The sequence below is a fragment of the Citrobacter sp. ANG330 genome, assembly GCF_047467925.1.
In the GTDB taxonomy this organism is placed as follows: Bacteria; Pseudomonadota; Gammaproteobacteria; order Enterobacterales; family Enterobacteriaceae; genus Citrobacter_A; species Citrobacter_A amalonaticus_G.
The window spans coordinates 81,850-107,617 of the sequence record NZ_JASJUI010000013.1 but is presented as its reverse complement, the minus strand read 5'-3'; the positions used below and the strand labels follow the sequence as shown (position 1 = coordinate 107,617).

Genomic DNA, 25,768 nt, shown 5'->3' with positions numbered 1-25,768 from the left:
GCCCCGCGCCAGCCAGAAGCGTTCGCTGCGACTGAAGGCGGTTTCACCGGGAAACAGCGGTTCAAAGTGAATGCTTCTGCCGCCGTTGTCGTTGAGGATAAGTTTCTCATCGCGAAGCTGTAAGCGAATATCGAAAGGAGCTTTCCAGCCGGGACCAAAAATACTCACCGGGGCAGGCGTTTTCGTCCGGTAGCTGCTGTAGGTTCTGGAGAGTACAAACGGTAAAGGACCGGGCAGGGCGATATCGCTTTCGCCGGGCAGGACTTTGGCACCGAGAAGGGGATTAACCGGATTGCCGGAGGTTCTGCCACCGGGGCAGACCGAGCAGGCCACACCGGTGGGCGCGCCAATCATCACGCCCGCCGAACCCTGGACAATGCTACCGCCCGTCTGCGTCATGTCGCCCAGACGCGCCGCTGGTTTTCCGCTCATGCTCAGTTCCTTTTTGCATAAAAATCAGAAGGATTACCTTAAGTCGGCATCAGGGGAAAAAACTGCGAGGGGAGAGCAATATAGCCCGGATTCGGAAAACGTTTAGGCGGGAGGAAAAAAGCCCCGGGGCAGGCGGGGCGAAACGACAAGCAATATCGCACTTCCGTGTGCGTGAGGTTAATCAATCAGTGGTGATATCGCCGGATGTCGACGCAGAGCGTCTTCTCCGGCCTACAGGGGCAACGTTTTAAGCAGGGCGAAAGCCTCCTTCATCCGGTCTTCGCTGACCACGAAGGCGCAGAGCTGACCTTCTCCGTTTATCCCTTTGGCCACCATGCCGTCAGATTCTGCGGCAATGTGCCAGTTCAGATCGCGACGCTGGGTTTCCCCTGCCAGATGCAGCGGCAATTCCGGTGTTTTGATTTTGACTAACATGGCAGGCAGCTTCAGCGGCGTGTTGCCGCCGAGCAGATTTTTCGCCAGATACATCGCGCTGAGCTGAATGGGCTGTAGGAACGGTAGCACCTGACCGTTGATCTCCGCGCAGTCGCCAAGCGCATAAATATCCGGGTGGCTGGTTTGCAGGTAGCTGTCGACGCAAACGCCGCGGTTGAGGGTTAAACCGGCGCGACGTGCCAGCGCCGTTTCCGGGCGCAGACCCGTGGCGGCAATCACCGCATCAACCTCAATGCTGCGTTGGCGATCAAAGGTGGCGCGAATTCCTGATGCGGTTTTCTCCAGCCCTTGTAACTGTGATTTCAGCAACAGGTGTACGCCCATATCGGTAAGACGATGCTGTAAGCGACTGCTCACTTCCGGTGGCATCAGCGAGGCGAGCAGGCTGGCGGCGTTATCTATCAGCGTGACCGCTTTACCTGCGCGGCAGAAATCCATCGCCAGTTCGGTTCCAATCAACCCGCCGCCGACAATCAGCACCCGTTGGGCATCGCGCAGTTGCGTTTCGCAGGCGCGATATTCCTGCTGGCTGTTCAATGTGAGCATTAACTCACGTCCTGCTATTGGAGGAACAAAGGCCGCAGCGCCCGTGGCCAGCACCAGTTTGTCATACTGCCACTGCTTGTCCTGGCTTTTCACCACGTGAGCATCGGCATCAATGTCGGTGACCCAGGTATGAGGAAACAGACGCAGATTGAACTGTTCAGCAAACTCTCCCGCCGACTGACGGCTGAGATCGTCGGCGTGCAGCCCCTGGCTTATCACATGACTGAGATCGGGCTTGTTGTACTCATCCATGCTGTCAGCCGCAATCAGGGTTAACGGGATATCCGCATCCTGTTTACGAATGTTTTTGACTAACTGGCGGGCGGCGAAGCCCGAACCAATGATGACGATTCCCCGGCTCATTTTGCCTCCGTAGCCAGCACGTCGAAGACGTCTTTGCCTAACGAACATTCCGGACACAGGAAGTTGTCCGGCACGTCGCTCCACGGCGTACCTGGGGCGACGTCCTGCAACGGTTCACCTTTTGTCGGATCGTAAATCCACTGGCATACGCTGCACTGCATGCTCGGGCCGAGGTCGGCTGCCGCTGCGGCGGCGCAGGCGCATGCTTCTTCTTTGGTTGTCGCTTTCACTGTCGCTTTCACTGTCGCTTCCGGCAACGGCGCGAGCGCCCACTGACGGGCAATGTCCCGACCGTGCTGGCGGCACAGTTCCAGTGCATCCAGATCCGGGCGCCATTTGGCCTTCAGGCTGAGCGACATCTCAAAACCGGCGTCCTGTAAACGGGTGGATAAGCGGTCAACCGCTCCGCCGCTCCAGCCGTGGGAGCCAAAAGCGCTGGCGCGTTTGTTACGAAAACGCAGCCCGGTCATCTCTTCCACCAGACCGGCAATTTTCGGCATCATCACGTTGTTCATGGTGGAGGTGCCGACCAGCACGCCTTTAGAGCGGAAAACGTTGGTCAGGATTTCGTTTTTATCACTGCGGGCGACGTTAAAGATTTTCACCGCCACGTTCGGGTCGACTTCGTTAATTCCCTGCGCAATCGCATCCGCCATCATGCGGGTGTTATTGGACATGGTGTCGTAGAAGATTGTGATGCGATCTTCCTGATAATCCGCCGCCCATTTCAGATACAGCTCAACAATCTGGGTCGGATTATCGCGCCAGACCACGCCGTGTGAGGTGGCAATCATATCGACCGGCAGGTTGAAGCCGAGGATTTCAGTAATTTTCGGCGTCACCAGACGGCTGAACGGCGTGAGGATATTGGCGTAGTAGCGCTGGCACTGCTCGAACAGTTCGGTCTGATCCACTTCATCGTTAAACAGACGTTCATCGCAGTAGTGCTGACCGAAGGCGTCATTACTGAACAGCACTGCGTCGCCGGTCATGTAGGTCATCATGCTGTCCGGCCAGTGCAGCATTGGGGTTTCCACGAAGATCAACTGTTTGCCGTTGCCAATGTCCAGCGTATCGCCGGTTTTCACGACGTTAAAATTCCACTCCGGATGGTGGTGGTGACCGGTAATCGAGTCAATTGCGTTGGCGGTACAGTAGATAGGGGTATCCGGGATCTGCGTCATCAGCTCGGTCAGTGCCCCGGCGTGATCTTCCTCCGCATGGTTAATAATGATGTAGTCGATGTCGGCGAGGTCGATTTCATTACGCAGGTTCTGCACAAACTCACGGCTGAATTTATGATCGACGGTATCGATCAGGATATTTTTTTCTTCGCGGATGAGATAGCTGTTGTAGCTGCTGCCGCGCAGCGTTTTGTATTCGGTTCCGTGGAAATCACGCACTTCCCAGTCACGTTGGCCAACCCAATGGATATTATTTTTAACCAGAATAGACATAACAACCTCAATTAATTCAGCATGGTTTAAATACGTTGTCTTGCTTTGCAGGTTGCGTGCCAGTTTTTTATTTCATTGATAATCATGTTGTTATGCGTGAATACTCATTAAATGGTAGTCAAAATGACTGTTATGAACGCTGTCAATATGACACTATGGATTGTCAAAATGACCATGAGGTAGCCATGAGTTTTTCCGTTGATGTGCTGGCGGGGATCGCCATTGAATTACAGCGCGGGGTGGGGCATCAGGATCGTTTTCAGCGTCTGATCACCACGCTACGCCAGGTGCTGGAGTGCGACGCCTCTGCGCTGCTGCGCTATGAGGCGCGTCAGTTTATCCCGCTGGCGATTGACGGTCTCGCGCGTGACGTACTGGGAAGGCGTTTTACCCTGGAAGGGCATCCGCGCCTCGAAGCCATTGCCCGTGCCGGGGACGTGGTGCGATTTCCGGCGGACAGCGACCTGCCTGACCCGTATGACGGATTGATTCCTGGTCAGGAGAGCCTGAAAGTGCACGCCTGCATTGGGTTGCCGCTTTTTGCCGGGCAAAACCTGATCGGCGCGCTGACCCTCGATGGCATGAAGCCGGATCAGTTTGACGTCTTTAGCGACGAAGAGTTACGGCTCATCGCAGCGCTGGCCGCTGGTGCGCTGAGCAATGCGCTGCTGATTGAACAACTGGAAAGCCAGAATATGCTGCCGGGGTCGCGTACCGATTTCGGGCAGGTAAAAGAGACGCAGATGATTGGTCTTTCGCCAAACATGATGCAGTTGAAAAAAGAGATTGAGATTGTGGCAGGCTCCGATCTCAACGTGTTGATCAGTGGCGAAACCGGCACCGGAAAAGAACTTGTGGCGAAGGCGATTCATGAAGGCTCACCCCGCGCCGTTAACCCGTTAGTTTATCTGAACTGTGCCGCACTACCGGAAAGCGTGGCGGAGAGCGAATTGTTTGGTCACGTGAAAGGGGCGTTTACCGGGGCTATCAGCAACCGCAGCGGGAAGTTTGAAATGGCCGATAACGGCACATTGTTTCTCGATGAAATTGGCGAGCTGTCGCTGGCGCTACAGGCCAAACTGCTGCGCGTATTGCAGTATGGTGATATTCAGCGTGTCGGCGATGATCGCAGCCTGCGTGTGGATGTGCGGGTGCTGGCGGCAACCAACCGCGATCTGCGTGAAGAGGTGCTGGCGGGCCGTTTTCGTGCCGATCTTTTTCATCGTCTGAGCGTGTTTCCGCTTTTAGTTCCTCCGCTACGGGAGCGTGGGGAAGATGTGGTGTTGCTGGCGGGCTATTTTTGCGAGCAGTGTCGATTGCGACTGGGGCTTTCCCGCGTTGTGCTCAGCCCTGGTGCGCGTCGCCATCTGCTAAATTACGGCTGGCCGGGTAACGTGCGTGAACTGGAACATGCGATACATCGAGCGGTGGTGCTGGCGCGAGCGACCCGATCCGCAGACGAAGTGGTACTGGAAGCGCAGCATTTCGCGCTGCAGGAGGAGGCAATGATGCCGCAGCCGGAAGTGACAGCGGATTTACCGCGCAATCACAATCTGCGTGATGCGACGGAGACGTTCCAGCGGGAGATGATTCGCCAGGCGCTGGCGCAAAATAATCACAATTGGGCGGCCAGCGCGCGGGCGCTTGAAACGGACGTCGCCAACCTGCACCGGCTGGCGAAGCGTCTGGGGCTGAAGGATTAGAGTATCCCGGCCTGATAGAAATCCTGCAGGTTGATGGCGCCAGTCAGTTTTCCGTTCTCATCCACCACCGGTGCGGCAGTGATTTTGCGCTTCATCAGCAGCTCTTTGGCATCAATCGCCCGACTTTCTGACTGCAAGGTGATGCCGTTCTGGGTCATCGCTTCACTGACCGGCGTAGTGAGCGCGCCGCCGCCGACCAGCCAGCGACGCAGGTCGCCGTCGGTAAAGACGCCTTTCACCTGCATCTGATCGTCGCAAACGGCGACCAGACCCAGACCGGTACGGCTTAATTCCAGCATCGCGTCCATCACGCTGGTTGCGAGCTGAACCTGTGGGACGGCGTCGTCACGGCGCATCAGGTGATGCACTTTATTGAGCAGACGTGCGCCCAGCGCGCCAGCCGGATGTGAGCGGGCAAAATCTTCTTCATTGAAGCCGCGCGCCTGCATGACCGCCATTGCCAGCGCGTCGCCCAACATCAGGGTATTGACGGTGCTGGAGGTCGGCGCCAGGTGCATTGGGCAGGCTTCGCGCTCAACGGAGATATCCAGAACGGCCTTCGCCGCCAGACCCAGCGGTGAATTGGGTTTACCGGTCATTGCCAGCAGGGCGATGGATTTATCTTCCAGACGCGGGATGATGAGCTCCAGCTCTTTTGCGCCGCCGGAATAGGAGATAAACAACATCACGTCGCGGCTTTCGATCATCCCCAGATCGCCATGCAGCGCTTCGGCAGGGTGAACAAAAAAGGCCGGGGTGCCGGTACTGGCGAGCGTCGCGGCGATTTTCTTACCAATATGGCCCGATTTGCCGATACCCGAGACAATCACTTTGCCTTCACACTGGATAATGGTATTGGCGGCACGGACAAAATCATCGCCCAGACGTTCCGGCAGACGGCTTGCTTCCTGTAATTCCAGCATTAACGTCTGACGGCCCGCGTTCAGTAGTGCATCACTCATTGGTTTCTCCGGTTATGATAACTGTAATCCCTTTCTCTTCCAGCGCCTGACGAAATGCGGGATCAATACCCGCGTCGGTAATCAGTTTGTCGACGCTTTCCAGACTGCACACAACATTCGGACTCTTGCGGCCAAATTTCGATGAATCCGCCATCAGGATCACTTCGCGAGCGGCATTGCACATCGCTTTACTGACGGTGTAGACCTCATTAAAGGTGGTTACGCCAGCGTTGAGATCAATGCCGTCGGTGCCCATGAAGAGTTTATCAAAACTGAACTGCTCGAAGGCGTTTTCGGCCAGTTGTCCGTGAAATGAGGCCGATTTTTTACGGAATGTGCCGCCCGGCATCAGGATGGTTTGTTCGTTATCTAACTCGGACAGCGCGTTGACGATGTGCAGGCTGTTGGTCATGACGGTGATATTGCTAAAGCGGGTAAGCATCGGCACCATTTGTAGCACGGTACTGCCGGCATCCAGAATGATGGAGTCGCCATCGTGGATAAAGCGGACCGCAGCTTCGGCAATACGCTCTTTCTTATGCGTATTGATCAGCGTTTTGTGATCGATAGGCGGATCGGACTCATCTTTATTTAACATCACGCCGCCATAGGTGCGAATGACGGTACCGGCATTTTCCAGAACGACAAGATCTTTGCGAATGGTCGTGCCCGTGGTGTCAAAGTACTGGGCCAGTTCTTCCACAGAGCTTTTACCCTGTTTTTGCAGATGCTCCAGAATGGCGGCCTGACGCTGACGAGGTTTCATAGGCGAAATAACCCTGAATTAAATTTGCGAAATGATAATTTCGCAAGCTAATAGCATTCACAACGAAATTACCCATGTTTCAGATTAAGCGCCAATGATAGTGCATTCTGCGATAGCGGATCATGGGGAAAGATCACATCAGGCTGTAATTCATTAAGATGTTTGCCCTGAATGTCGGCGATTTTTCCTGGTCTGGCGAATACGGTGAGACCTTTCATAAACAACGTATCGGTCACTCGCTCATCGTCATTGAGGGCGACGGCGACCACAACGCGGGGTTTAAAGCGTCCTCCGGAACGGCCTACGCCGACACGTCCTTGCAGGCAAAGTTGGTCAAACGCTTTGTTAAAGCGTGATATTTGCCAGTATCCCAGCGCCAGTTGCGCACACCAGGCAATGACAGCGACAGTAACGAGTGCAGATACCATAATGTGTTCCTTTTATTTTGCCAGATGGCGGTTTCACCTTATCTGGTCTGCGGGTAGGCCCGGTAAGCGTAGCGCCACCGGGCGACATCCATTAAAACATCACCTGTCCACCGGTAACGTTGATCGACTGCCCGGTGCAGTACGACGCTTTCTGGCTGGCATAGAATAACAGCATGTTCAGCACATCCTGATAATCACAGCCGCGCTTCAGCGGAACCTTATCAATGTAATACTGCTCCACTTCGTCAGGCTCGATACCCAGCTTGGTGGCGTACTGCGGCAGCAGCGACTGGAACATCGGTGACTTCAGCAGGTTGCCGAGCATCAGCGAATGCACGGTAATACCATATTCCGCCAGATCCAGCGCCAGCGACTGCGTTAACCCCACGCCGCCAAACTTCGCCGCGCTGTAGCCGGAATTGTGTTTGCTGCCCACTTTACCGGATTTGGAGTTGATCTGGATAATACGTCCCTGAATACCATCGCGGATCATCAGACGGGAGAATTCACGTGCGCACAGGAAGTAGCCAACCAGATTTACCTGCAGCGAGCGGTCAAAATCACCGAGCTGGAAGTCGCTGATAAACGCCGCTTTCGCAATCCCGGCGCTGTAAACCAGCAGATCCACGCGGCCAAAGATTTCATCCACACCGCGAGAGAGCGCAAGCACGCTCTGTTCGCTGGTGGCGTCGGCGCCAAAACCATAGGCCATGCCTTCGCCAAATTCTGCGTTAATCTCCTGTGCAACGTTTGCGGCTTTATCACTCTGAATATCTACCACCGCAACGCGATATCCTTCTGCTGCAAGCCCACGGCTGAGGAACGCCCCCAGGGTCTGTCCTCCACCAATGACAACGGCAACCTGATTCATTTTTCTCTCCTTAAGCGACAAACTTCAAAATACAGCCCGGTGCGATATCGTCCGGTACAGGCCCCGCGACATGCACGGTGCCGGGAAATTCCGCTTCGCTCAGTCCGTCGAAGCGCAGGGTGATATGCCCCAGTTCACGTAAATTCTGTTCGGCCACGCTGCCAACGGCGGTGACCGGATAACGATGCTGGCCCAGTTCGAACTGCGCGCCGGGCTGCAGCGGGCCGTTCAGTTCGCCATGACAATGGATAAAGCAAAACTCCTCGATATCCGCAGGCGCGCCTTCACGAAAGGTAATCAGCATCTGATCGCAGAGGGCATCCGGCGCGCTCTGGCCGATACGGGTGATGGTGGTCTGATAAATAACGGTCATGTCGAACCCTCTTATTGATAAATAAAGCCGGAAACAAACCAGGCGATGAGAACAGTAGGCGCACCGGTCAGGAAGCGGCTCACCAGAACCGACGGCACGCCGACGCGAACGGTGTCCTGGCGGGCTTCTGCCAGCGACAAACCGACCGGGATAAAGTCACAGGCTGCCTGGGCGTTGATGGCGAACAGGGCGGGCAGCGCCAGATGCGGCGGAATGTTGCCCAGACCAATTTGCACACCGATCAGAACGCCGATAACCTGCGCAATGACCGCACCTGGGCCGAGGAACGGCGACAGCAGCGGGAACGAACAGATCAGCGCCAGCGTCACCAGACCCAACGGATGGCTGGCAAGCGGCGCCAGGCCGTGGGCTATCCAGTCACCCAGACCCGAGGCCATGATGATGCCGATCAGTGCCGAAACGAACGCCATGAAAGGCAGAATGGTTTTCAGCACCGTATCAATGGTGTCGCGACCGGACTGGAACAGTACGGCCACCGCCGAGCCCATCCCCATGCCGACTTTTGCCAGCAGGCCATCGCTCTGTTCGGTGATCTTTTTGCTGGCGTCGTAATCGCGCCCGGCGGTTGCGCTTGCCGGTTGTGATTGTGGTTGTGGTGCAACAGACGCGTCGCCGATGACGGTAATGTTGTCTTCCCTGACGCCAGAGACATAAATGTCTTCGACGATGTACTGGGCCAGCGGGCCGGATTTCCCGGTTGAGTGAATGTTCACGGTCGGGATACGGCGTTTTGGATAGATGCCACAGCGCAGCGTCCCACCACAGTCAATGATGGCGACGCCAATTTCGTCTTCTGGCGGTTCTCCCTCTTTGAAGCCATCGACAGCCTTCCAGCCGGTTAACTGCGCCAGTTTGTCGACAATCGCCGGGCGCGTGCCTGCGGTGATATAGACAATTTTCTTGCCGGCCGTCACGTCCAGCTCTAACGGACCACCCCATCCGCCGGTCCCTTTTTCAATACGAATACGCGTCATGATGCTGCTCCTGCAAGGTGGACTTTCTGCTCAAGTTGGATGCCCATTTTTTTCTCAAAAATGGAGGTCGTGAGGTCGGTGACCCAGCCACGGAAAAAGTTAGTAACCAGACCGACCAGCAGATAGCTCACGGCGAGTGGTCCGAGCGGCAGGCCAAGCGTGGTCAGACCGCTGGCAATACCGAGATAAACGAACAATTCACCGGGGTTGATGTGCGGGAACAGACCGTTCATCGAGTGGCAGCTGTAAGACGCTGCCGCGTAGTAACTGGGCTTGTATTTCTCTGGCATAAAACGCCCCAGGCTCAGGGTCATGGGGTTACAAAACACAAATGTGCCGATAAAAGGCAGAATCAGGTAACGGGATATCGGATTTCCGGCGCAGCGCTGGGCGAAGCGTTCGATCCGCTGCTGGCCGATGAAATTGATCAGCGCATTCATGATGACCAGCAGGCTGATCAGCAGCGGAAGAATGCCGGTGACCATCCCGGTAAAGACTTCTCCACCTTTCTGAAACAGCCCGATGAACCACTCTGCTCCATGTGTAATGGTTTCGATCATTGTTCTCTCCTGTAGGGATTTATCGTTATCTTGCGAATGGGTGACTTATTTTAATCAGATTGAAAGAAATAAAAGTGTTATTTTGATCTCAAAATGAAAGTAAAATATTTTAATTTGAAAGTTTTTGCAGGTGAGAAAGAATCTGCTGAGGATCAAACGTCCGGAAGCGATACGTAAATATTGTGTGAAGGAGCGCGGTTGGCGCTTCCTTGTATGGCGGGCGATGCTTTACCATACTTCCCTCTGGCTGAATCTGTTTAATGGATGTCTCATGTTCAAGCGTCGTTACGTAGCATTACTCCCCCTGTTTGTGTTACTGGCTGCCTGTAGCAGCAAACCGAAACCTCAAGAGCCTCAAACGACAACGGGTACGCCTTCCGGCGGCTTCCTGCTTGAGCCGCAACACAACGTGATGCAGATGGGCGGCGACTTTGCCAACAACCCGAATGCGCAGCAGTTCATCGACAAGATGGTGAACAAGCATGGTTTTAACCGCCAGCAGCTGCAGGAGATTCTGTCGCAGGCAAAGCGTCTGGACTACGTTTTACGTCTGATGGACAGGCAGGCGCCGACCACGCAACCGCCGGCCGGGCCTAATGGCGCATGGCTGCGTTATCGCAAACAGTTTATTACTCCGGATAATGTGCAAAACGGCGTGGCATTCTGGAATCAGTATGAAGACGCGCTCAACCGCGCCTGGCAGGTTTACGGCGTTCCGCCGGAAATCATCGTGGGCATTATTGGCGTGGAAACCCGCTGGGGTCGCGTGATGGGGAAAACGCGCATTCTGGACGCGCTGGCGACGCTGTCGTTTAACTACCCACGCCGCGCGGAATATTTCTCTGGCGAGCTGGAAACGTTCCTGCTGATGGCGCGTAACGAACAGGATGACCCGTTAGATTTGAAAGGATCCTTTGCCGGCGCGATGGGTTACGGACAGTTCATGCCGTCTTCCTACAAAGAGTACGCGGTGGATTTCAACGGCGACGGACACATCAACCTGTGGGATCCGGTCGATGCGATTGGCAGCGTGGCGAACTACTTCAAAGCCCATGGTTGGGTGAAGGGCGACGCGGTGGCGGTGATGGCGAACGGCCAGGCGCCGGGGCTGGCGAATGGCTTTAAAACGCAGTACAGCCCTTCGCAACTGGCGGCTGCCGGATTAACGCCGCAGCAGCCGCTGGGCAACCATCAGCAGGTGAGCTTGTTGCGCCTGGATATCGGTACGGGATACCAGTACTGGTACGGTTTGCCGAACTTCTATGCCATTACCCGTTACAACCACAGCACCCATTACGCGATGGCGGTGTGGCAGTTAGGGCAGGCAGTGGCGCTGGCGCGCGTGCAGTAACCGTTTTTACCCAGGGTTGCTTCGGCTTCCCTGGGTCTCACTCGTTTTTCCGGAATCCCCCTCGTAAATTTGTTACCTCATCCCCATCTCTGTTGGGAAAGTGCTATCTTGTCCGACATATTTTTTAACTGACAGAGGCTGATATGACGGACAGTGAACTGATGCAGTTAAGTGAGCAGGTCGGGCTGGCGCTAAAAGCGCGTGGTGCGACGGTGACCACCGCAGAGTCCTGCACCGGCGGTTGGGTGGCGAAAGCCATTACCGATATCGCTGGCAGTTCTGCCTGGTTCGAACGCGGTTTTGTCACCTACAGTAACGAAGCGAAATCGCAGATGATCGGCGTGCGCGAAGAGACGCTGGCACAGCACGGTGCGGTCAGTGAGTCGGTGGTGGTTGAGATGGCGATTGGCGCGCTGAAAGCGGCACGCGCCGATTTTGCCGTTTCCATCAGCGGGATTGCCGGACCGGACGGCGGCAGCGAAGAGAAACCGGTCGGCACCGTCTGGTTTGCCTTCGCCAGCGTGAGCGGAGAAGGGATCACCCGTCGGGAATGCTTTCACGGCGACCGCGATGCGGTGCGTCGACAAGCGACGGTTTATGCGTTGCAGACCCTGTGGCAACAATTTCTACAAAACACTTGATACTGTATGACCATACAGTATAATTGCGACAACAGTACAGAATCACTATCCGGTTTCAGCCGGCATGACAGGAGTAATTAATGGCTATCGACGAAAACAAACAGAAAGCGTTGGCGGCAGCGCTGGGCCAGATCGAAAAGCAATTCGGTAAAGGCTCCATCATGCGCCTGGGTGAAGACCGTTCTATGGATGTGGAAACGATCTCCACCGGTTCGCTTTCACTGGATATCGCGCTGGGCGCAGGCGGCCTGCCGATGGGCCGTATCGTCGAAATCTACGGGCCGGAATCATCCGGTAAGACCACGCTGACGCTGCAGGTGATTGCCGCGGCGCAGCGCGAAGGTAAAACCTGTGCGTTTATCGATGCAGAACACGCGCTGGACCCGATCTATGCACGTAAGCTGGGCGTTGATATCGACAATCTGCTCTGTTCTCAGCCGGACACCGGTGAACAGGCACTGGAAATCTGTGATGCGCTGGCGCGTTCTGGCGCCGTCGACGTTATCGTTGTCGACTCCGTCGCGGCACTGACGCCGAAAGCGGAAATCGAAGGCGAAATCGGTGACTCTCACATGGGCCTCGCGGCGCGTATGATGAGTCAGGCGATGCGTAAACTGGCCGGTAACCTGAAGCAGTCCAACACGCTGCTGATCTTCATCAACCAGATCCGTATGAAAATTGGCGTGATGTTCGGTAACCCGGAAACCACGACCGGTGGTAACGCACTGAAATTCTACGCTTCTGTTCGTCTGGACATCCGTCGTATCGGCGCGGTGAAAGAGGGCGACAACGTGGTGGGCAGCGAAACCCGCGTGAAGGTGGTGAAAAACAAAATTGCGGCACCGTTTAAACAGGCTGAATTCCAGATCCTTTACGGTGAAGGCATCAACTTCTATGGCGAACTGGTTGACCTGGGCGTGAAAGAGAAGCTGATCGAGAAAGCAGGCGCCTGGTACAGCTACAACGGCGAGAAAATTGGTCAGGGTAAAGCGAATGCAACCGCCTGGCTGAAAGACAACCCGGCTACTGCGAAGGAAATTGAGAAGAAAGTCCGCGAAATGCTGCTCAATAACCAGGATGCCAAACCTGACTTCGCTGTTGATGACGGTGAAGGCGTTGCGGAAACCAACGAAGATTTTTAATCGTCAGGTGTCGTGCGTCCGGATAACGCAAAGCTGCCATCCGGAAAAAAGTTGAATTACACTCAAGGGCTGCATTGATGCAGCCCTTTTGCATTTCTGATTTCGAAGGTTGTTATGAGTGAATCCACACCGCGCCGACCCGCGTATTCCCGGCTGTTAGATCGCGCAGTACGTATCCTCGCGGTTCGTGACCACAGTGAACAAGAGTTGCGACGTAAACTTGCCGCCCCGGTGATGGGAAAAAATGGACCGGAAGAAATTGTTGCCACACCAGAAGATTATGATCGGGTGATCGCCTGGTGTTACGAGCATCAGTATCTCGATGACGACCGGTTTATTGCCCGCTTTATCGCCAGCCGCAGTCGCAAAGGTTATGGCCCGGCGCGCATCCGTCAGGAGTTGAATCAAAAAGGCATTGCCCGTGAATCGACCGAAAAAGCGATGCGGGAATGTGAGATCGACTGGAGCGCCATCGCACGTGAACAGGCCCATCGCAAATACGGTGAACCGCTGCCCACTGCATTTTCAGAAAAGGTTAAAGTACAGCGGTTTTTGCTGTATCGCGGGTATCTGATGGAGGATATCCAGCAAATATGGCGAAATTTTGACGATTGAGCGCATACGGGATTTTACTTCCCCGTAAAGAAAACTTATCTTATTCCCACTTTTCAGTTGCCGGCGGCCCAGTCAATCAAGAGTTGTTGCTGGTAATGATTTTTCGTTAGCAAGATTTCAGGATAATTATGAGCAAGAGCACCGCTGAGATCCGTCAGGCGTTTCTCGACTTTTTCCATAGTAAGGGACATCAGGTAGTTGCCAGCAGCTCCCTGGTTCCGAACAATGACCCCACTTTGTTGTTTACCAACGCCGGGATGAACCAGTTCAAGGACGTTTTCCTTGGGCTCGACAAGCGTAATTATTCCCGCGCGACCACGTCCCAACGCTGCGTGCGCGCAGGCGGTAAACACAACGATCTGGAAAACGTTGGATACACTGCACGTCACCATACCTTCTTCGAAATGCTGGGCAACTTCAGCTTCGGCGACTATTTCAAACATGATGCGATTCAGTACGCATGGGAACTGCTGACCGGTGAAAACTGGTTTGCCCTGCCGAAAGAACGTCTGTGGGTGACCGTCTATGAAACAGACGATGAAGCCTACGAAATCTGGGAAAAAGAAGTCGGTATCCCGCGCGAACGTATTATCCGCATCGGTGATAATAAAGGTGCGGCCTATGCGTCCGACAACTTCTGGCAGATGGGTGATACCGGTCCGTGCGGCCCTTGCACCGAAATTTTCTACGATCATGGCGATCACATCTGGGGAGGCCCTCCGGGAAGCCCGGAAGAAGACGGCGATCGCTACATTGAGATCTGGAACATCGTCTTTATGCAGTTCAACCGTCAGGCTGACGGTACAATGGAACCGCTGCCGAAACCTTCTGTCGATACCGGTATGGGGCTTGAGCGTATTGCGGCCGTGCTGCAGCACGTTAACTCCAACTACGAAATTGATCTGTTCCGCACGCTGATTGAAGCCGTTGCAAAAGTGACCGGAGCGACCGACCTGAGCAACAAATCGCTGCGCGTGATTGCGGACCACATTCGTTCCTGTGCGTTCCTGATTGCTGATGGCGTGGTTCCGTCGAACGAAAACCGTGGCTATGTTCTGCGTCGTATCATTCGTCGCGCGGTACGGCATGGCAACATGCTGGGCGCGAAAGAGACCTTCTTCTACAAACTGGTGGGTCCACTGGTTGAGGTGATGGGATCGGCGGGCGAAGAACTGAAGCGTCAGCAGGCTCAGGTTGAGCAAGTTCTGAAAACCGAAGAAGAGCAGTTTGCCCGTACGCTTGAGCGCGGCCTGGCGCTGCTGGACGAAGAACTGGCGAAACTGTCCGGCGATACGCTGGACGGCGAAACGGCATTCCGTCTGTATGATACTTACGGTTTCCCGGTTGATCTGACGGCTGACGTTTGCCGTGAGCGCAACATCAAAGTGGATGAAGCCGGTTTTGAAGCCGCCATGGAAGAGCAGCGCCGTCGCGCGCGCGAAGCCAGCGGTTTTGGCGCGGACTATAACGCGATGATCCGCGTGGATAGCGCCTCTGAATTTAAAGGTTATGACCATCTGGAACTGAACGGTAAAGTGACCGCGCTGTTCGTCGATGGTAAAGCGGTTGATACGATTAGTGCCGGTCAGGAAGCGGTTGTCGTACTGGATCAGACCCCATTCTATGCGGAATCCGGTGGTCAGGTTGGCGACAAAGGTGAACTGAAAGGCGCGGGTTTTGCCTTTATCGTAAGCGATACGCAAAAATATGGTCAGGCGATTGGTCACCTCGGCAAACTGTCTGCGGGTTCTCTGAAAGTGGGCGACGCGGTTCAGGCTGACGTCGATGAAGCGCGTCGTGCGCGTATCCGTCTGAATCACTCCGCCACGCACCTGATGCATGCGGCGCTGCGCCAGATTCTGGGCACGCATGTGGCACAGAAAGGCTCGCTGGTGAACGACAAAATGCTGCGTTTCGACTTCTCGCATAATGAAGCGATGAAGCCGGCGGAAATCCGTGCGGTTGAAGATCTGGTGAATGCGCAGATTCGTCGCAACCTGCCGGTTGAAACCCATGTGATGGATCTGGAAGCGGCGAAAGCAAAAGGCGCAATGGCGCTGTTCGGCGAGAAATATGACGAACGCGTTCGCGTGCTGAGTATGGGGGATTTCTCTACCGAACTGTGTGGCGGAACTCACGCCAGCCGTACGGGTGATATCGGCCTGTTCCGCATCGTCTCGGAATCAGGTACAGCCGCCGGGGTTCGTCGTATTGAAGCGGTAACGGGTGAAGGCGCCATTGCGACTGTGCATGCAGAAAGCGATCGCTTAACCGATATCGCGCATCTGTTGAAGGGCGATAGCCAGAACCTGGGCGACAAAGTGCGTTCAGTACTGGAACGTACTCGTCAGCTCGAGAAAGAGCTTCAGCAGTTGAAAGAACACGCTGCGGCGCAGGAAAGTGCGAATCTTTCCAGCAAAGCGGTTGATATCAATGGCGTTAAGCTGTTGGTGAGTGAGCTTGCGGGTGTTGAGCCGAAAATGTTGCGTACTATGGTTGATGATCTGAAAAATCAACTGGGGTCGACAATTATCGTGCTGGCAACGGCGGCTGAAGGTAAGGTTTCTCTGATTGCTGGTGTGTCTAAGGATGTGACCGACCGTGTCAAAGCAGGGGAGCTGGTCGGTATGGTCGCTCAGCAGGTGGGCGGTAAGGGTGGTGGTCGTCCGGATATGGCGCAAGCCGGTGGTACGGATGCATCTGCTCTGCCTGCGGCGTTAGCCAGTGTGCAAGCCTGGGTCAGCGCAAAATTGTAATAACTATAAGCGTTAGCCGATGCCGCGGATACGCATTCCGCGGCGTTTGCATCAACGTTGTCGACAACGATAAAGTCAGGTTGAAGTTGTGTATATCGGCTAAACTTAGGTTTAACAGAATGTGATGCCGTGACTGCTTACATGTAATGTGTTTGTCATCGCTTACTTTTTGGCGTTATATGATGGATAATGCCGGGATACAGAGAGACCCGACTCTTTTAATCTTTCAAGGAGCAAAGAATGCTGATTCTGACTCGTCGAGTTGGTGAGACCCTCATGATTGGCGATGAGGTCACCGTGACAGTTTTAGGGGTGAAGGGCAACCAGGTACGCATCGGCGTAAACGCCCCGAAAGAAGTTTCTGTCCATCGTGAAGAGATCTACCAGCGTATCCAGGCTGAAAAATCCCAGCAGTCCAGTTACTAAGGTTTCCGCGTCTCACCTGACCGGGTGAGGCGCAACCTGACTCCTTCGCACATCCCTGACTTTTTCGTTCTTCTGTGACTCTTTTCCTGTTCCGCATGACTCTCCTGCAGTGATAAGGCTTTTGCATTGCGCTTGCCAGAGGCCGATTTATCTGTTGATAAAACACTCTTTTTGCCGTTTTTGCAGACTAATTGAACGTGAAGTGTGCAAACGATAAAAGCTCAGGAAAAATTGTTTGACTTATAAGTCCCAGAAAGTAATATGTGCGCCACGCAGCGACGATGAGCAGAAACAAGTTCTTCGAAGCACTCGTAAGAGGCGTGTGGTGAGGTGGCCGAGAGGCTGAAGGCGCTCCCCTGCTAAGGGAGTATGCGGTCAAAAGCTGCATCCGGGGTTCGAATCCCCGCCTCACCGCCATTTGCATCCGTAGCTCAGCTGGATAGAGTACTCGGCTACGAACCGAGCGGTCGGAGGTTCGAATCCTCCCGGATGCACCATCTCTTACTTGATACGGCTTTAGTAGCGGTATCAAAATCTGCAGTAAAGTAAGTTTCCCGATGCATCCGTAGCTCAGCTGGATAGAGTACTCGGCTACGAACCGAGCGGTCGGAGGTTCGAATCCTCCCGGATGCACCATCTCTTACTTGATACCGCTTTTGTGCAGTATCAATATCGGCAGTAAAATAAGTTTCCTAATGCATCCGTAGCTCAGCTGGATAGAGTACTCGGCTACGAACCGAGCGGTCGGAGGTTCGAATCCTCCCGGATGCACCATTTTCTCCTCGATAACAACAAAGATGTTGTTTCATGGTCTGCGAGAGAGTCGCAAGCACCAGGGGGGATAACGTTGCTTCAGCAACGGCCCGTAGGGCGAAGCGCAGTCGAGTCATCCTCCCGGATGCACCATTTTCTCCTTTCCTTACTCCTTTGCATTCATCTCCTGAACAATCCTCAGCATCGTCGTCAGCGACAAAATTCCTCATTTACGATAAAGTAACGTCTGTTTATTTGCCGGGTGAGAGCGCTATGTACGAACGCTATGCGGGTCTGATTTTCGATATGGATGGTACTATCCTTGATACTGAACCGACGCACCGTAAGGCGTGGGTTGAGGTATTAGGTCGTTACGGTATGCACTTTGATCTGCAGGCGATGATCGCCCTGAATGGCTCTCCCACCTGGCGTATTGCTCAGTCCATCATTGAGCTGAATCATGCGGATCTCGATCCTCATGCGTTAGCCCGTGAAAAAACCGATGCGGTAAAAATGATGCTCCTCGACAGCGTCGAGCCGTTGCCGCTTGTTGAGGTGGTAAAAGCGTGGCATGGCCGTCGACCAATGTCCGTAGGCACCGGCAGTGAAAGTGCGATTGCAGAAGCACTGCTGGCCCATCTGGGGCTACGCCGCTATTTTGCAGCGGTTGTCGCCGCCGATCATGTTCAACACCATAAACCTGCACCCGATACCTTCCTGCTGTGTGCAGAACGTATGGGTGTGCCCCCGGCACAGTGCGTGGTTTTCGAAGATGCTGATTTTGGTATTCAGGCAGCACGCGCCGCTGGAATGGATGCCGTGGACGTTCGACACTTGTGAGTGACGGACTGTCGCTCCTTTCATTGTTCGCCAGCAGTTTTCTCAGCGCTACGCTGTTGCCCGGCAACTCGGAAATCGTTCTGGTCGCCATGTTACTGGCCGGGCTCAGTCATCCCTGGGTCTTAGTCTTAACAGCAACAATGGGTAATAGCCTTGGAGGGTTAACTAACGTTATCCTTGGGCGTTTCTTTCCGCTACGCAAGACATCGCGCTGGCAGGAGAAAGCCACAGGCTGGCTTAGCCGCTATGGTGCGGTCACACTACTCTTAAGCTGGATGCCGGTTGTGGGTGATTTACTGTGCCTGTTAGCGGGATGGATGCGCCTCTCATGGGGGCCGGTACTCTTTTTTTTATGCCTTGGCAAAGCGCTGCGCTATATTGTTGTCGCGGCTGCTACCGTTCAGGGCATTACCTGGTGGCACTAATTGTGCCTGGGGATTAGCCTTTAGGGTAACCACTACAATTATGCTAATTACTACGATTTTGACAGGCGGGAGGTCGATTTGATCCCGGACGTATCACAGGCTCTGGCCTGGCTGGAAAAGCATCCTCAGGCATTACAGGGGATTCAGCGTGGGCTGGAGCGCGAAACATTGCGCGTGAATGCGGATGGCTCGTTGGCGACAACGGGGCACCCTGAAGCGTTAGGCTCAGCGTTAACGCATAAATGGGTAACCACAGATTTCGCTGAAGCGTTGCTGGAGTTTATTACGCCAGTCGATGGCGATATCCAGCATATGCTGACCTTCATGCGTGACCTGCATCGTTATACTGCCAGAAATATGGGCGATGAGCGTATGTGGCCCCTGAGTATGCCTTGCTACATTGCCGAAGGGCAGGATATTGAACTGGCGCAATACGGCACCTCGAATATGGGGCGCATGAAAACGCTGTATCGTGAAGGGTTGAAGAACCGTTACGGCGCACTGATGCAAACCATCTCCGGCGTACATTACAACTTCTCGCTGCCGATGGCATTCTGGCAGGCGAAGTGCGGCGTTGCGGAAGGCGAAGAGGCAAAAGAGAAAATCTCTGCGGGCTATTTCCGCCTGATCCGCAACTATTACCGCTTCGGTTGGGTCATCCCTTATCTGTTTGGCGCATCCCCGGCGATTTGTTCTTCCTTCCTGCAGGGCAAACCGACCACGCTGCCGTTTGAGAAAACCGATTGCGGGATGTACTACCTTCCGTACGCGACCTCATTGCGTCTGAGCGACCTGGGTTATACCAATAAGTCGCAAAGCAATCTCGGTATTACGTTTAACGATCTCTACGAATATGTGGCAGGATTGAAGCGGGCGATTAAAACGCCTTCTGAAGAGTATGCGGCGGTAGGGTTGGAAAAAGACGGTAAGCGTCTGCAAATCAACAGTAATGTGCTGCAAATTGAAAATGAGCTGTACGCGCCGATTCGTCCGAAACGCGTTACGCGCAGTGGTGAGTCGCCTTCAGATGCGCTTCTGCGTGGCGGTATTGAGTATATCGAAGTGCGTTCGCTGGATATCAACCCGTTCTCGCCGATTGGCGTGGACGAGCAGCAGGTGCGCTTCCTTGACCTGTTTATGGTCTGGTGCGTGCTGGCCGATGCGCCGGAAATGAGCAGCAGTGAGCTGTTGTGTACGCGCACCAACTGGAACCGTGTGATTCTGGAAGGGCGTAAGCCGGGCCTGACGTTAGGTATCGGTTGTGAAACCGCACAGTTCCCGCTGCCTGAGGTGGGCAAAGATTTGTTCCGCGATCTGAAACGCGTGGCGCAAACGCTGGACAGCATCCACGGCGGAGAGGATTATCAGAAAGTCTGTGACGAACTGGTCGCCTGCTTTGATAATCCGGAATTGACGTTCTCTGCACGCATTTTGCGTTCTATGCTTGATACAGGCATTGGCGGTACGGGCAAGGCGCTGGGCGAAGCTTATCGCAATCTGTTGCGTGAAGAGCCGCTGGAATTATTGCAGGAAGAAGACTTTGTCGCTGAACGTGAGGCTTCAAAACGCCGCCAGCGTGAGATTGAAGCGGCGGATACCGAGCCGTTTGAAAGCTGGCTGGAAAAACAGGCCTGACAGAAAAGAAAAAGGCCACTCGTGAGTGGCCAAAATTTCATCTCTGAAAACAGGGATGATGATAACAAATGCGCGTCTTTCATATACTCAGACTCGCACCGGAACAAAGAGTTCAGTTTATTTAAAAAAAATTATCGGAGGTGGCTAAATGCCGTTGTTAGATAGTTTCACTGTCGATCATACCCGGATGGAAGCACCTGCAGTCCGCGTGGCGAAAACGATGAATACCCCGCATGGCGACGCTATTACCGTGTTTGACCTGCGTTTTTGCATTCCAAACAAAGAGGTGATGCCGGAGAAAGGGATTCACACGCTGGAGCATCTGTTCGCAGGCTTTATGCGTAATCATCTCAACGGTAACGGCGTCGAGATTATCGATATCTCCCCGATGGGTTGCCGTACCGGTTTCTATATGAGCCTGATTGGTACGCCGGATGAGCAGCGCGTGGCAGATGCCTGGAAAGCGGCGATGGCCGATGTGCTGAAAGTGCAGGATCAGAATCAGATCCCGGAACTGAACGTCTACCAGTGCGGCACGTATCAGATGCACTCCCTGAGCGAAGCACAGGATATCGCACGTCATATCCTGGAGCACGACGTCCGCGTCAACAGCAATGAAGAGCTGGCTCTGCCGAAAGAGAAGTTGCAGGAACTCCACATCTAGCTGTCGGTGTGGTTACCGGCAAAAAAAGCCCGTTCAGTCTATGAACGGGCTTTTTTATCGCTGTCATCTAATGCGCGCCACCGCCGCCACCGCCTGCACCAAACGGGGGTTTGGCGAACCAGACCAGACCGAGCAACACCAGGAAGATCCCCGCCGACATCCAGAAGATCTCGTTAGCTGAAATAATCAGCCCCTGATTTGTTATCTGCTGGGCTATCCAGCCAGACGCCTGTTGCTGCGTCATGCCCAGTCCCTGTAACTGATCGTACATTGCCTGCGCATTCGGGTTATACGGATTCACCGACTCGGTTAACTGTGCATGGTGCATCGATTCCCGGTTGGTCCACATGGTGGTGGTGATCGATGTCCCGATAGAACCCGCCAGCGTTCGCGTAAAGTTAGACAAACTCGATGCCGCCGCCAGACGCTCGGGCGGTAAGCCAGACAGCGTGATGGTCGTCAGCGGCATAAAGAAGCACGCCACCGCGAAGCCCTGAATAAACTGTGGCCAGGCAGAAGCGCCGAAGTCCATTCCCGGTTCAAACGTCCACGCACGCCAGTAAAAGCAGACGGCGTACATAATAAAGCTAAACGTCACCAGCCTGCGCATATCCAGCTTATGGGCAAAGCGGCCAATAATCGGCGACAGGATCACCGGAATGATCCCTACCGGCGCGGAGGCCAGACCCGCCCACGTCGCGGTATAGCCGTAGACCTCCTGCAAAAGCTGCGGTAGCAGAACAATTGCCCCGAAGTAAAGCATATAGGCCAGGCTGATACACAAGCAGCCAATGGTGAAGTTTCGCGACTTAAACAGCGAGAGATCGACAATGGGGTTATCGTCGGTAAGCTCCCAGACAATCAGGAAGCTAATGGCGACCACCGCCACCACGGTCAGAATGATGATCTCTTGTGAGGCGAACCAGTCCAGCTCTTTCCCCCGGTCGAGCATAATCTGCAGGCTACCGATGCCAATTACCAGCAGCGCCAACCCGATGGCGTCGATGCGCCGTTGCTCGGTACGCGTTTCACGACCGCGCAGGGTTTGCAGCGTCATCAGTACCACCGCAATCCCGATCGGCACGTTGATAAAGAAGATCCAGCCCCAGTGATAGTTATCGCTGATATAGCCGCCCAGAATCGGGCCGCAAATCGGCGCGACGATCACCGTCATCGACCACAGCGCCAGCGCAATTGAGCGCTTAGCGGGAGGGTAGTTATTAAGCAGCAGACTTTGCGAAAGCGGGATCAGCGGTCCGGCAACCACGCCCTGGACGACGCGGAAGAAGATCAGCATGTTCAGGCTGCTGGAGACACCGCACGCCCATGAGGCAATGGCAAACGCCACCGTTGACCACATGAACAACTTCACTTCCCCGACGCGCTTCGCCAGCCAGCCGGTGATGGGAATCGAGATGGCGTTTGCCACCCCGAAAGAGGTGATCACCCACGTCCCCTGGCTCAGCGATGAGCCCAGGTTCCCTGCGATAGTGGGGATCGCCACGTTAGCAATGGTGGAGTCCAGCACCTGCATGAATGTCGCCAGCGACAGCGCAATCGTCATAATGACGAGTTGCGCGCCCTCCAGCGGTTTTTGCTGTTGCATCACACGCACCTCAGATTAGCCTGCGTTGGCCTGCACAATCTCTTCGATCAGTTTGTTGACCGGGGCAAGGCTGATTTCACGGGCGTTACTCTCAGACACCGGCGTGGTGCGAACCTGGCTGGCCAGCACCTGGCCGTCGCGGTTCGCGGTATCGACGGTGACGAGCGTCGATAAACCAATCCGCAGCGGATGTTGCGCCAGTTGCTGTGCATCCAGTTCGATACGGACAGGCAGACGCTGAACCACTTTAATCCAGTTGCCGGTTGCGTTCTGAGCCGGCAGCAGAGAGAAGGCGCTACCGGTTCCCATATCCAGACCGACCACTTTACCGGTGTACTTAACGTCATCGCCGTAGATATCACTGATCACGGTTGCCGGTTGGCCGATGCGCATGTGGGCAAGCTGCGTCTCTTTGAAGTTAGCGTCAATCCACAGATTAGTGGCCGGAACCACAGCCATCAGCGGTGTGGTGGGGCTGATCTGCGCGCCAGGCTGCACGGCGCGGCGCGACACGTAGCCGGTCATCGGGCTGACGATCTTCGTTCGCTCGAGCGCCAGCCAGGCGTTACGCACTTCGGTGGCGGCCTGTTGAACGGCGGGCTGATCTTCCAGCTTGCTGTCCAGAATCATCGCCTGATTGGCATTGTATTGCTGAATGGCAACATCAAGCTGCGCCTGAGCGCTGGCCACGGCATCCCGCGCGTGTTGCAGTTCTTCGCGACCAATCAGGTTGGCGTTACCGAGCGGTACGCGACGGTTAAAATCGCTTTGCGCCTGGGCGAGGGCTGTTTTCTGCACCGCAATGTTCGCCTGCAACTGCTTGCTGTTGATCATTAACTGATGCGTCTGACGGACGCTGGAGGCCAGCGCGGTCTTCGCTTTTTCAAATGCCTGTCTGGCATCCGTCTGATCGAGCGTGACGAGCACGTCACCCTGTTTAACAAAGTCCGTATTATCCGCCCAGACTTTCGTCACACTGCCGGATACCTGTGCCATGATTTGAACCTGGTTCCCTGCCACGTACGCATCATCGGTCTCTTCGACGTGACGCAGTACCAAAAACCAATAAATCCCATATGCCACGGCAATAATGATAAAGAGCAAGGTCAGGAGGAGCAGCGTACTTTTACGTTTGCTTTTCTTCTTAACCGGTTGCTGCGGGGTTTGGGTCTCCGCATTTGCGCTCATGTTGTTCTCCACGATCTTATTTTTTCGTCGGCTGAGCCGAGCTGTTTATCAGAAAGGCCAGCACGTTCAGGTGCTGGCCAGTCAATTTTCTTTGGTAATCTGGATTATTGAGCGAGTCGACGCGTTAGCTCAGCGCCTCAAGGATAGCCCCATCCTGGTCCATCTGATCGAGACGCGTCAGAAGCTTACGAGTGATGTGCTCAAGCTGTTCTTTTTCTGCGGTGTTAAGAACGGACCACAGTTGATGCAGGCAGTTATGCTGCGGCGGTAATACTTCGCGCAAAAAAGCATGGCCTTTATCGGTTAACTGCAGATGCAGGCAACGACGATCGTTGTCGCTTTCACGGCGCTCGATCCAACCACGCTTTTCCAGCTCATCAGCGATACGTGTCGCGTTAGTACGGGATGACCCCAGGGCACAACTCAGTTCAGAAGGCTGAATGCTGTGGTTTTCCTGAGACTCCAGCGTAATCAACGCCATAAACAACGTCTCGTTAATCCCTTGAGCTTTCAGCATTTTATTGCGGTTATCCAGCAGCTTCCCTTGCATATGCATGCAAAGACGAGTCAGCAGGATTTCCTGATACGGAAAATCCTCGTGGCGGCTGGCGCGAAATTTTAGCATTTGTTCAATGGGCGTAAACGAACTATCCATTTGGGCATGACCTCATTAATTTCAGCCGATATAGTAACGACAGTGACAAATAAAGTAAATGTATTATTAAATTAAAATGATTTTTCCAACCTATAAAACCGCCAACATTTTCCACGCTAATCCATAGGCCAGAGCACTTAATAGCGTAGGAATGATGATACTGCGCGTTTTATAAAAACTTGCACCCAGTACAGCAAAACCCACGAGCGTCGGCACGAAGCGACTGGCATCGTGCATTACCTCGGGGGCCGTTGACACCACCAGCAGGGCGCAAATTGATGCAATGCCGATGGTGTCGAGTAAAACGCCGGTTGCGCCACGCTTGCCCGGACGGGTATTGCCCATCTTCAGACGTAGCGGTAAATAGCGAAACCCATAATTTACACAGCCGACCAGCAATCCGAGCAGCAGCACCTCATAGCGCATCGGGAACTCCTTGCCAGAAAGCCTGAATCAGCGCGGTCAGACAACCACACACAATCCCCGCAAGAATGGCTGCGGGGATGGAAAACAGCGTCACGCCCGCCAGTGCGCCCGCTAATGCGGCGGTCACGCACAGGGACTGTTTACGCTGGAATGACGCCAGCAGAAAACTCATAAACAGCGCGGGGAGCATAAAACCGAGCGCCGCTTCGACCGCCGGGAATCCTTTCAATAAACCGCTGCCGGAAAAGGCGCCGAGCACGGTTCCCAGCACCCAGGAGGCCCAGGAGCAAAACGCGATGCCAATCATCCAGTTCTCGCTCCAGCGACGGTTATCCCGCACCAGCTTCGCGGTGGCAGCGGCAAAGACTTCGTCGGTGAGACCAAACGCCCACAGGGCGGTTTTCGGTTTACTGAGTTTCTGAGCGATACGACTGCGCAGGGAAGGACCGTATAAAACATGGCGTACATCCATCGCCATGACGGTCAGGGCGGCAACCCATAATGTGCTGCCTGCGGCGAGCATGGCGGTGATAACGAACTGGCTGGCGCCGGCATAAATAATGCAGGAGAAAAATACGCTCTCAATCGGGCTAAACCCGAGACGGGTGGCATTGAGACCAAATGCAAAGGCAACAGGAATATAGCTGATGACGATGGGTAAGCTGTCTTTGAATCCTTCCGCGCAGGTAGCCGGAGGGATATTGGGCAGAGAAGCGGGCCTTTCCATAGAGTT

26 protein-coding genes and 4 tRNA genes are annotated in these 25,768 nt (G+C 54.5%); 15 read left to right on the top strand and 15 right to left on the bottom strand.

Annotation, left to right across the window (positions count from 1 at the left end):
• From QNN88_RS21185 to norV, 3 genes are all read right to left on the bottom strand, one after another.
• Positions 1–432 (bottom strand): DUF6531 domain-containing protein (locus QNN88_RS21185; RefSeq protein WP_414241927.1); only part of this gene is annotated, 432 nt, incomplete at its 3' end.
• A gap of 231 nt (positions 433–663) precedes the next feature.
• Positions 664–1,797 carry an NADH:flavorubredoxin reductase NorW gene (norW, locus tag QNN88_RS21180; RefSeq protein ID WP_414241926.1) on the bottom strand — a complete coding sequence of 378 codons (1,134 nt, stop codon included), beginning with the start codon at positions 1,795–1,797 and terminating at the stop codon, positions 664–666.
• Positions 1,794–3,254 carry an anaerobic nitric oxide reductase flavorubredoxin gene (gene norV / locus QNN88_RS21175; protein ID WP_414241925.1) on the bottom strand — a complete coding sequence of 487 codons (1,461 nt, stop codon included), beginning with the start codon at positions 3,252–3,254 and terminating at the stop codon, positions 1,794–1,796. The genes norW and norV overlap by 4 nt, the downstream gene beginning before the upstream one ends.
• 185 nt (positions 3,255–3,439) lie before the next feature.
• Between norV and norR the strand changes: the two genes are divergently transcribed.
• Positions 3,440–4,957, top strand: a complete 1,518-nt coding sequence (norR, locus tag QNN88_RS21170; protein WP_414241924.1) for a nitric oxide reductase transcriptional regulator NorR — start codon at positions 3,440–3,442, stop codon at positions 4,955–4,957.
• Here the strand turns inward: norR and gutQ are convergent.
• From gutQ to srlA, 7 genes are all read right to left on the bottom strand, one after another.
• Positions 4,954–5,919, bottom strand: a complete 966-nt coding sequence (gutQ, locus tag QNN88_RS21165; protein ID WP_414241923.1) for an arabinose-5-phosphate isomerase GutQ — start codon at positions 5,917–5,919, stop codon at positions 4,954–4,956. The genes norR and gutQ overlap by 4 nt on opposite strands.
• Positions 5,912–6,685: a glucitol operon DNA-binding transcriptional repressor SrlR gene (srlR, locus tag QNN88_RS21160; protein ID WP_414241922.1), complete on the bottom strand. Its 774-nt coding sequence runs from the start codon at positions 6,683–6,685 to the stop codon at positions 5,912–5,914. The genes gutQ and srlR overlap by 8 nt, the downstream gene beginning before the upstream one ends.
• Before the next feature lie 68 nt (positions 6,686–6,753).
• On the bottom strand, positions 6,754–7,113 hold the full coding sequence (gene gutM / locus QNN88_RS21155) for a transcriptional regulator GutM (RefSeq protein ID WP_414241921.1): 360 nt from the start codon (positions 7,111–7,113) through the stop codon (positions 6,754–6,756).
• 91 nt (positions 7,114–7,204) lie between these two features.
• Positions 7,205–7,984 carry a sorbitol-6-phosphate dehydrogenase gene (srlD, locus tag QNN88_RS21150; RefSeq protein ID WP_414241920.1) on the bottom strand — a complete coding sequence of 260 codons (780 nt, stop codon included), beginning with the start codon at positions 7,982–7,984 and terminating at the stop codon, positions 7,205–7,207.
• A gap of 10 nt (positions 7,985–7,994) precedes the next feature.
• Positions 7,995–8,357, bottom strand: a complete 363-nt coding sequence (gene srlB / locus QNN88_RS21145) for a PTS glucitol/sorbitol transporter subunit IIA (RefSeq protein ID WP_042322676.1) — start codon at positions 8,355–8,357, stop codon at positions 7,995–7,997.
• An 11-nt stretch (positions 8,358–8,368) separates the two neighbouring features.
• Positions 8,369–9,352: a PTS glucitol/sorbitol transporter subunit IIB gene (locus QNN88_RS21140; protein ID WP_414241919.1), complete on the bottom strand. Its 984-nt coding sequence runs from the start codon at positions 9,350–9,352 to the stop codon at positions 8,369–8,371.
• Positions 9,349–9,912, bottom strand: coding sequence for a PTS glucitol/sorbitol transporter subunit IIC (srlA, locus tag QNN88_RS21135; RefSeq protein ID WP_414241918.1), 564 nt, complete (start codon positions 9,910–9,912; stop codon positions 9,349–9,351). The genes QNN88_RS21140 and srlA overlap by 4 nt, the downstream gene beginning before the upstream one ends.
• Before the next feature lie 271 nt (positions 9,913–10,183).
• Here srlA and mltB point away from each other — a divergent pair, with 271 nt between their 5' ends.
• The 14 genes from mltB to luxS all read left to right on the top strand — a co-directional run bounded on the left by mltB (position 10,184) and on the right by luxS (position 21,160).
• Positions 10,184–11,263, top strand: a complete 1,080-nt coding sequence (gene mltB / locus QNN88_RS21130; protein WP_414241917.1) for a lytic murein transglycosylase B — start codon at positions 10,184–10,186, stop codon at positions 11,261–11,263.
• A gap of 143 nt (positions 11,264–11,406) precedes the next feature.
• Positions 11,407–11,904 (top strand): nicotinamide-nucleotide amidase, encoded by a 498-nt coding sequence (gene pncC, locus QNN88_RS21125; protein ID WP_414241916.1) that lies wholly within the window; start codon positions 11,407–11,409, stop codon positions 11,902–11,904.
• An 80-nt stretch (positions 11,905–11,984) separates the two neighbouring features.
• Positions 11,985–13,046: a recombinase RecA gene (gene recA, locus QNN88_RS21120; RefSeq protein ID WP_102603716.1), complete on the top strand. Its 1,062-nt coding sequence runs from the start codon at positions 11,985–11,987 to the stop codon at positions 13,044–13,046.
• Between the two features lie 114 nt (positions 13,047–13,160).
• Entirely contained in the window at positions 13,161–13,661 is a 501-nt protein-coding gene (recX, locus tag QNN88_RS21115; protein ID WP_414241915.1) for a recombination regulator RecX, read from the top strand.
• 128 nt (positions 13,662–13,789) lie between these two features.
• Positions 13,790–16,417 (top strand): alanine--tRNA ligase, encoded by a 2,628-nt coding sequence (alaS, locus tag QNN88_RS21110; protein WP_414241914.1) that lies wholly within the window; start codon positions 13,790–13,792, stop codon positions 16,415–16,417.
• Between the two features lie 240 nt (positions 16,418–16,657).
• The gene (gene csrA / locus QNN88_RS21105; RefSeq protein ID WP_000906486.1) at positions 16,658–16,843 is read left to right on the top strand and encodes a carbon storage regulator CsrA; all 186 of its coding nucleotides are present in this window, start codon (positions 16,658–16,660) and stop codon (positions 16,841–16,843) included.
• A 324-nt stretch (positions 16,844–17,167) separates the two neighbouring features.
• Positions 17,168–17,260 (top strand) — tRNA-Ser (locus tag QNN88_RS21100).
• 3 nt (positions 17,261–17,263) lie between these two features.
• A tRNA-Arg gene (locus QNN88_RS21095) sits at positions 17,264–17,340 on the top strand.
• 62 nt (positions 17,341–17,402) lie between these two features.
• Positions 17,403–17,479, top strand: a tRNA-Arg gene (locus QNN88_RS21090).
• Between the two features lie 61 nt (positions 17,480–17,540).
• A tRNA-Arg gene (locus QNN88_RS21085) sits at positions 17,541–17,617 on the top strand.
• 252 nt (positions 17,618–17,869) lie between these two features.
• Positions 17,870–18,436 (top strand): fructose-1-phosphate/6-phosphogluconate phosphatase, encoded by a 567-nt coding sequence (gene yqaB, locus QNN88_RS21080; protein ID WP_414241913.1) that lies wholly within the window; start codon positions 17,870–17,872, stop codon positions 18,434–18,436.
• Positions 18,433–18,861 (top strand): YqaA family protein, encoded by a 429-nt coding sequence (locus QNN88_RS21075; protein ID WP_414241912.1) that lies wholly within the window; start codon positions 18,433–18,435, stop codon positions 18,859–18,861. Before yqaB ends, QNN88_RS21075 begins: the two co-directional genes overlap by 4 nt.
• 78 nt (positions 18,862–18,939) lie before the next feature.
• Complete coding sequence (gene gshA / locus QNN88_RS21070; protein ID WP_414241911.1) at positions 18,940–20,496, top strand: glutamate--cysteine ligase; 1,557 nt, start codon at positions 18,940–18,942, stop codon at positions 20,494–20,496.
• 148 nt (positions 20,497–20,644) lie between these two features.
• On the top strand, positions 20,645–21,160 hold the full coding sequence (gene luxS, locus QNN88_RS21065; RefSeq protein ID WP_016154160.1) for an S-ribosylhomocysteine lyase: 516 nt from the start codon (positions 20,645–20,647) through the stop codon (positions 21,158–21,160).
• Between the two features lie 67 nt (positions 21,161–21,227).
• Here luxS and emrB read toward each other — a convergent pair whose 3' ends face one another.
• From emrB to QNN88_RS21040, 5 genes are all read right to left on the bottom strand, one after another.
• A complete protein-coding gene (gene emrB, locus QNN88_RS21060; RefSeq protein WP_042999623.1) occupies positions 21,228–22,766 on the bottom strand; it encodes a multidrug efflux MFS transporter permease subunit EmrB in 1,539 nt (512 codons plus the stop codon).
• Between the two features lie 15 nt (positions 22,767–22,781).
• The gene (gene emrA / locus QNN88_RS21055; RefSeq protein WP_414241910.1) at positions 22,782–23,954 is read right to left on the bottom strand and encodes a multidrug efflux MFS transporter periplasmic adaptor subunit EmrA; all 1,173 of its coding nucleotides are present in this window, start codon (positions 23,952–23,954) and stop codon (positions 22,782–22,784) included.
• Between the two features lie 124 nt (positions 23,955–24,078).
• Positions 24,079–24,609 carry a transcriptional repressor MprA gene (gene mprA / locus QNN88_RS21050; protein WP_414241909.1) on the bottom strand — a complete coding sequence of 177 codons (531 nt, stop codon included), beginning with the start codon at positions 24,607–24,609 and terminating at the stop codon, positions 24,079–24,081.
• 90 nt (positions 24,610–24,699) lie between these two features.
• Positions 24,700–25,035, bottom strand: coding sequence for an L-valine transporter subunit YgaH (ygaH, locus tag QNN88_RS21045; protein WP_042326037.1), 336 nt, complete (start codon positions 25,033–25,035; stop codon positions 24,700–24,702).
• Positions 25,025–25,762, bottom strand: coding sequence for an AzlC family ABC transporter permease (locus tag QNN88_RS21040; protein ID WP_414241908.1), 738 nt, complete (start codon positions 25,760–25,762; stop codon positions 25,025–25,027). The genes ygaH and QNN88_RS21040 overlap by 11 nt, the downstream gene beginning before the upstream one ends.
• Positions 25,763–25,768 lie beyond the last annotated feature (6 nt).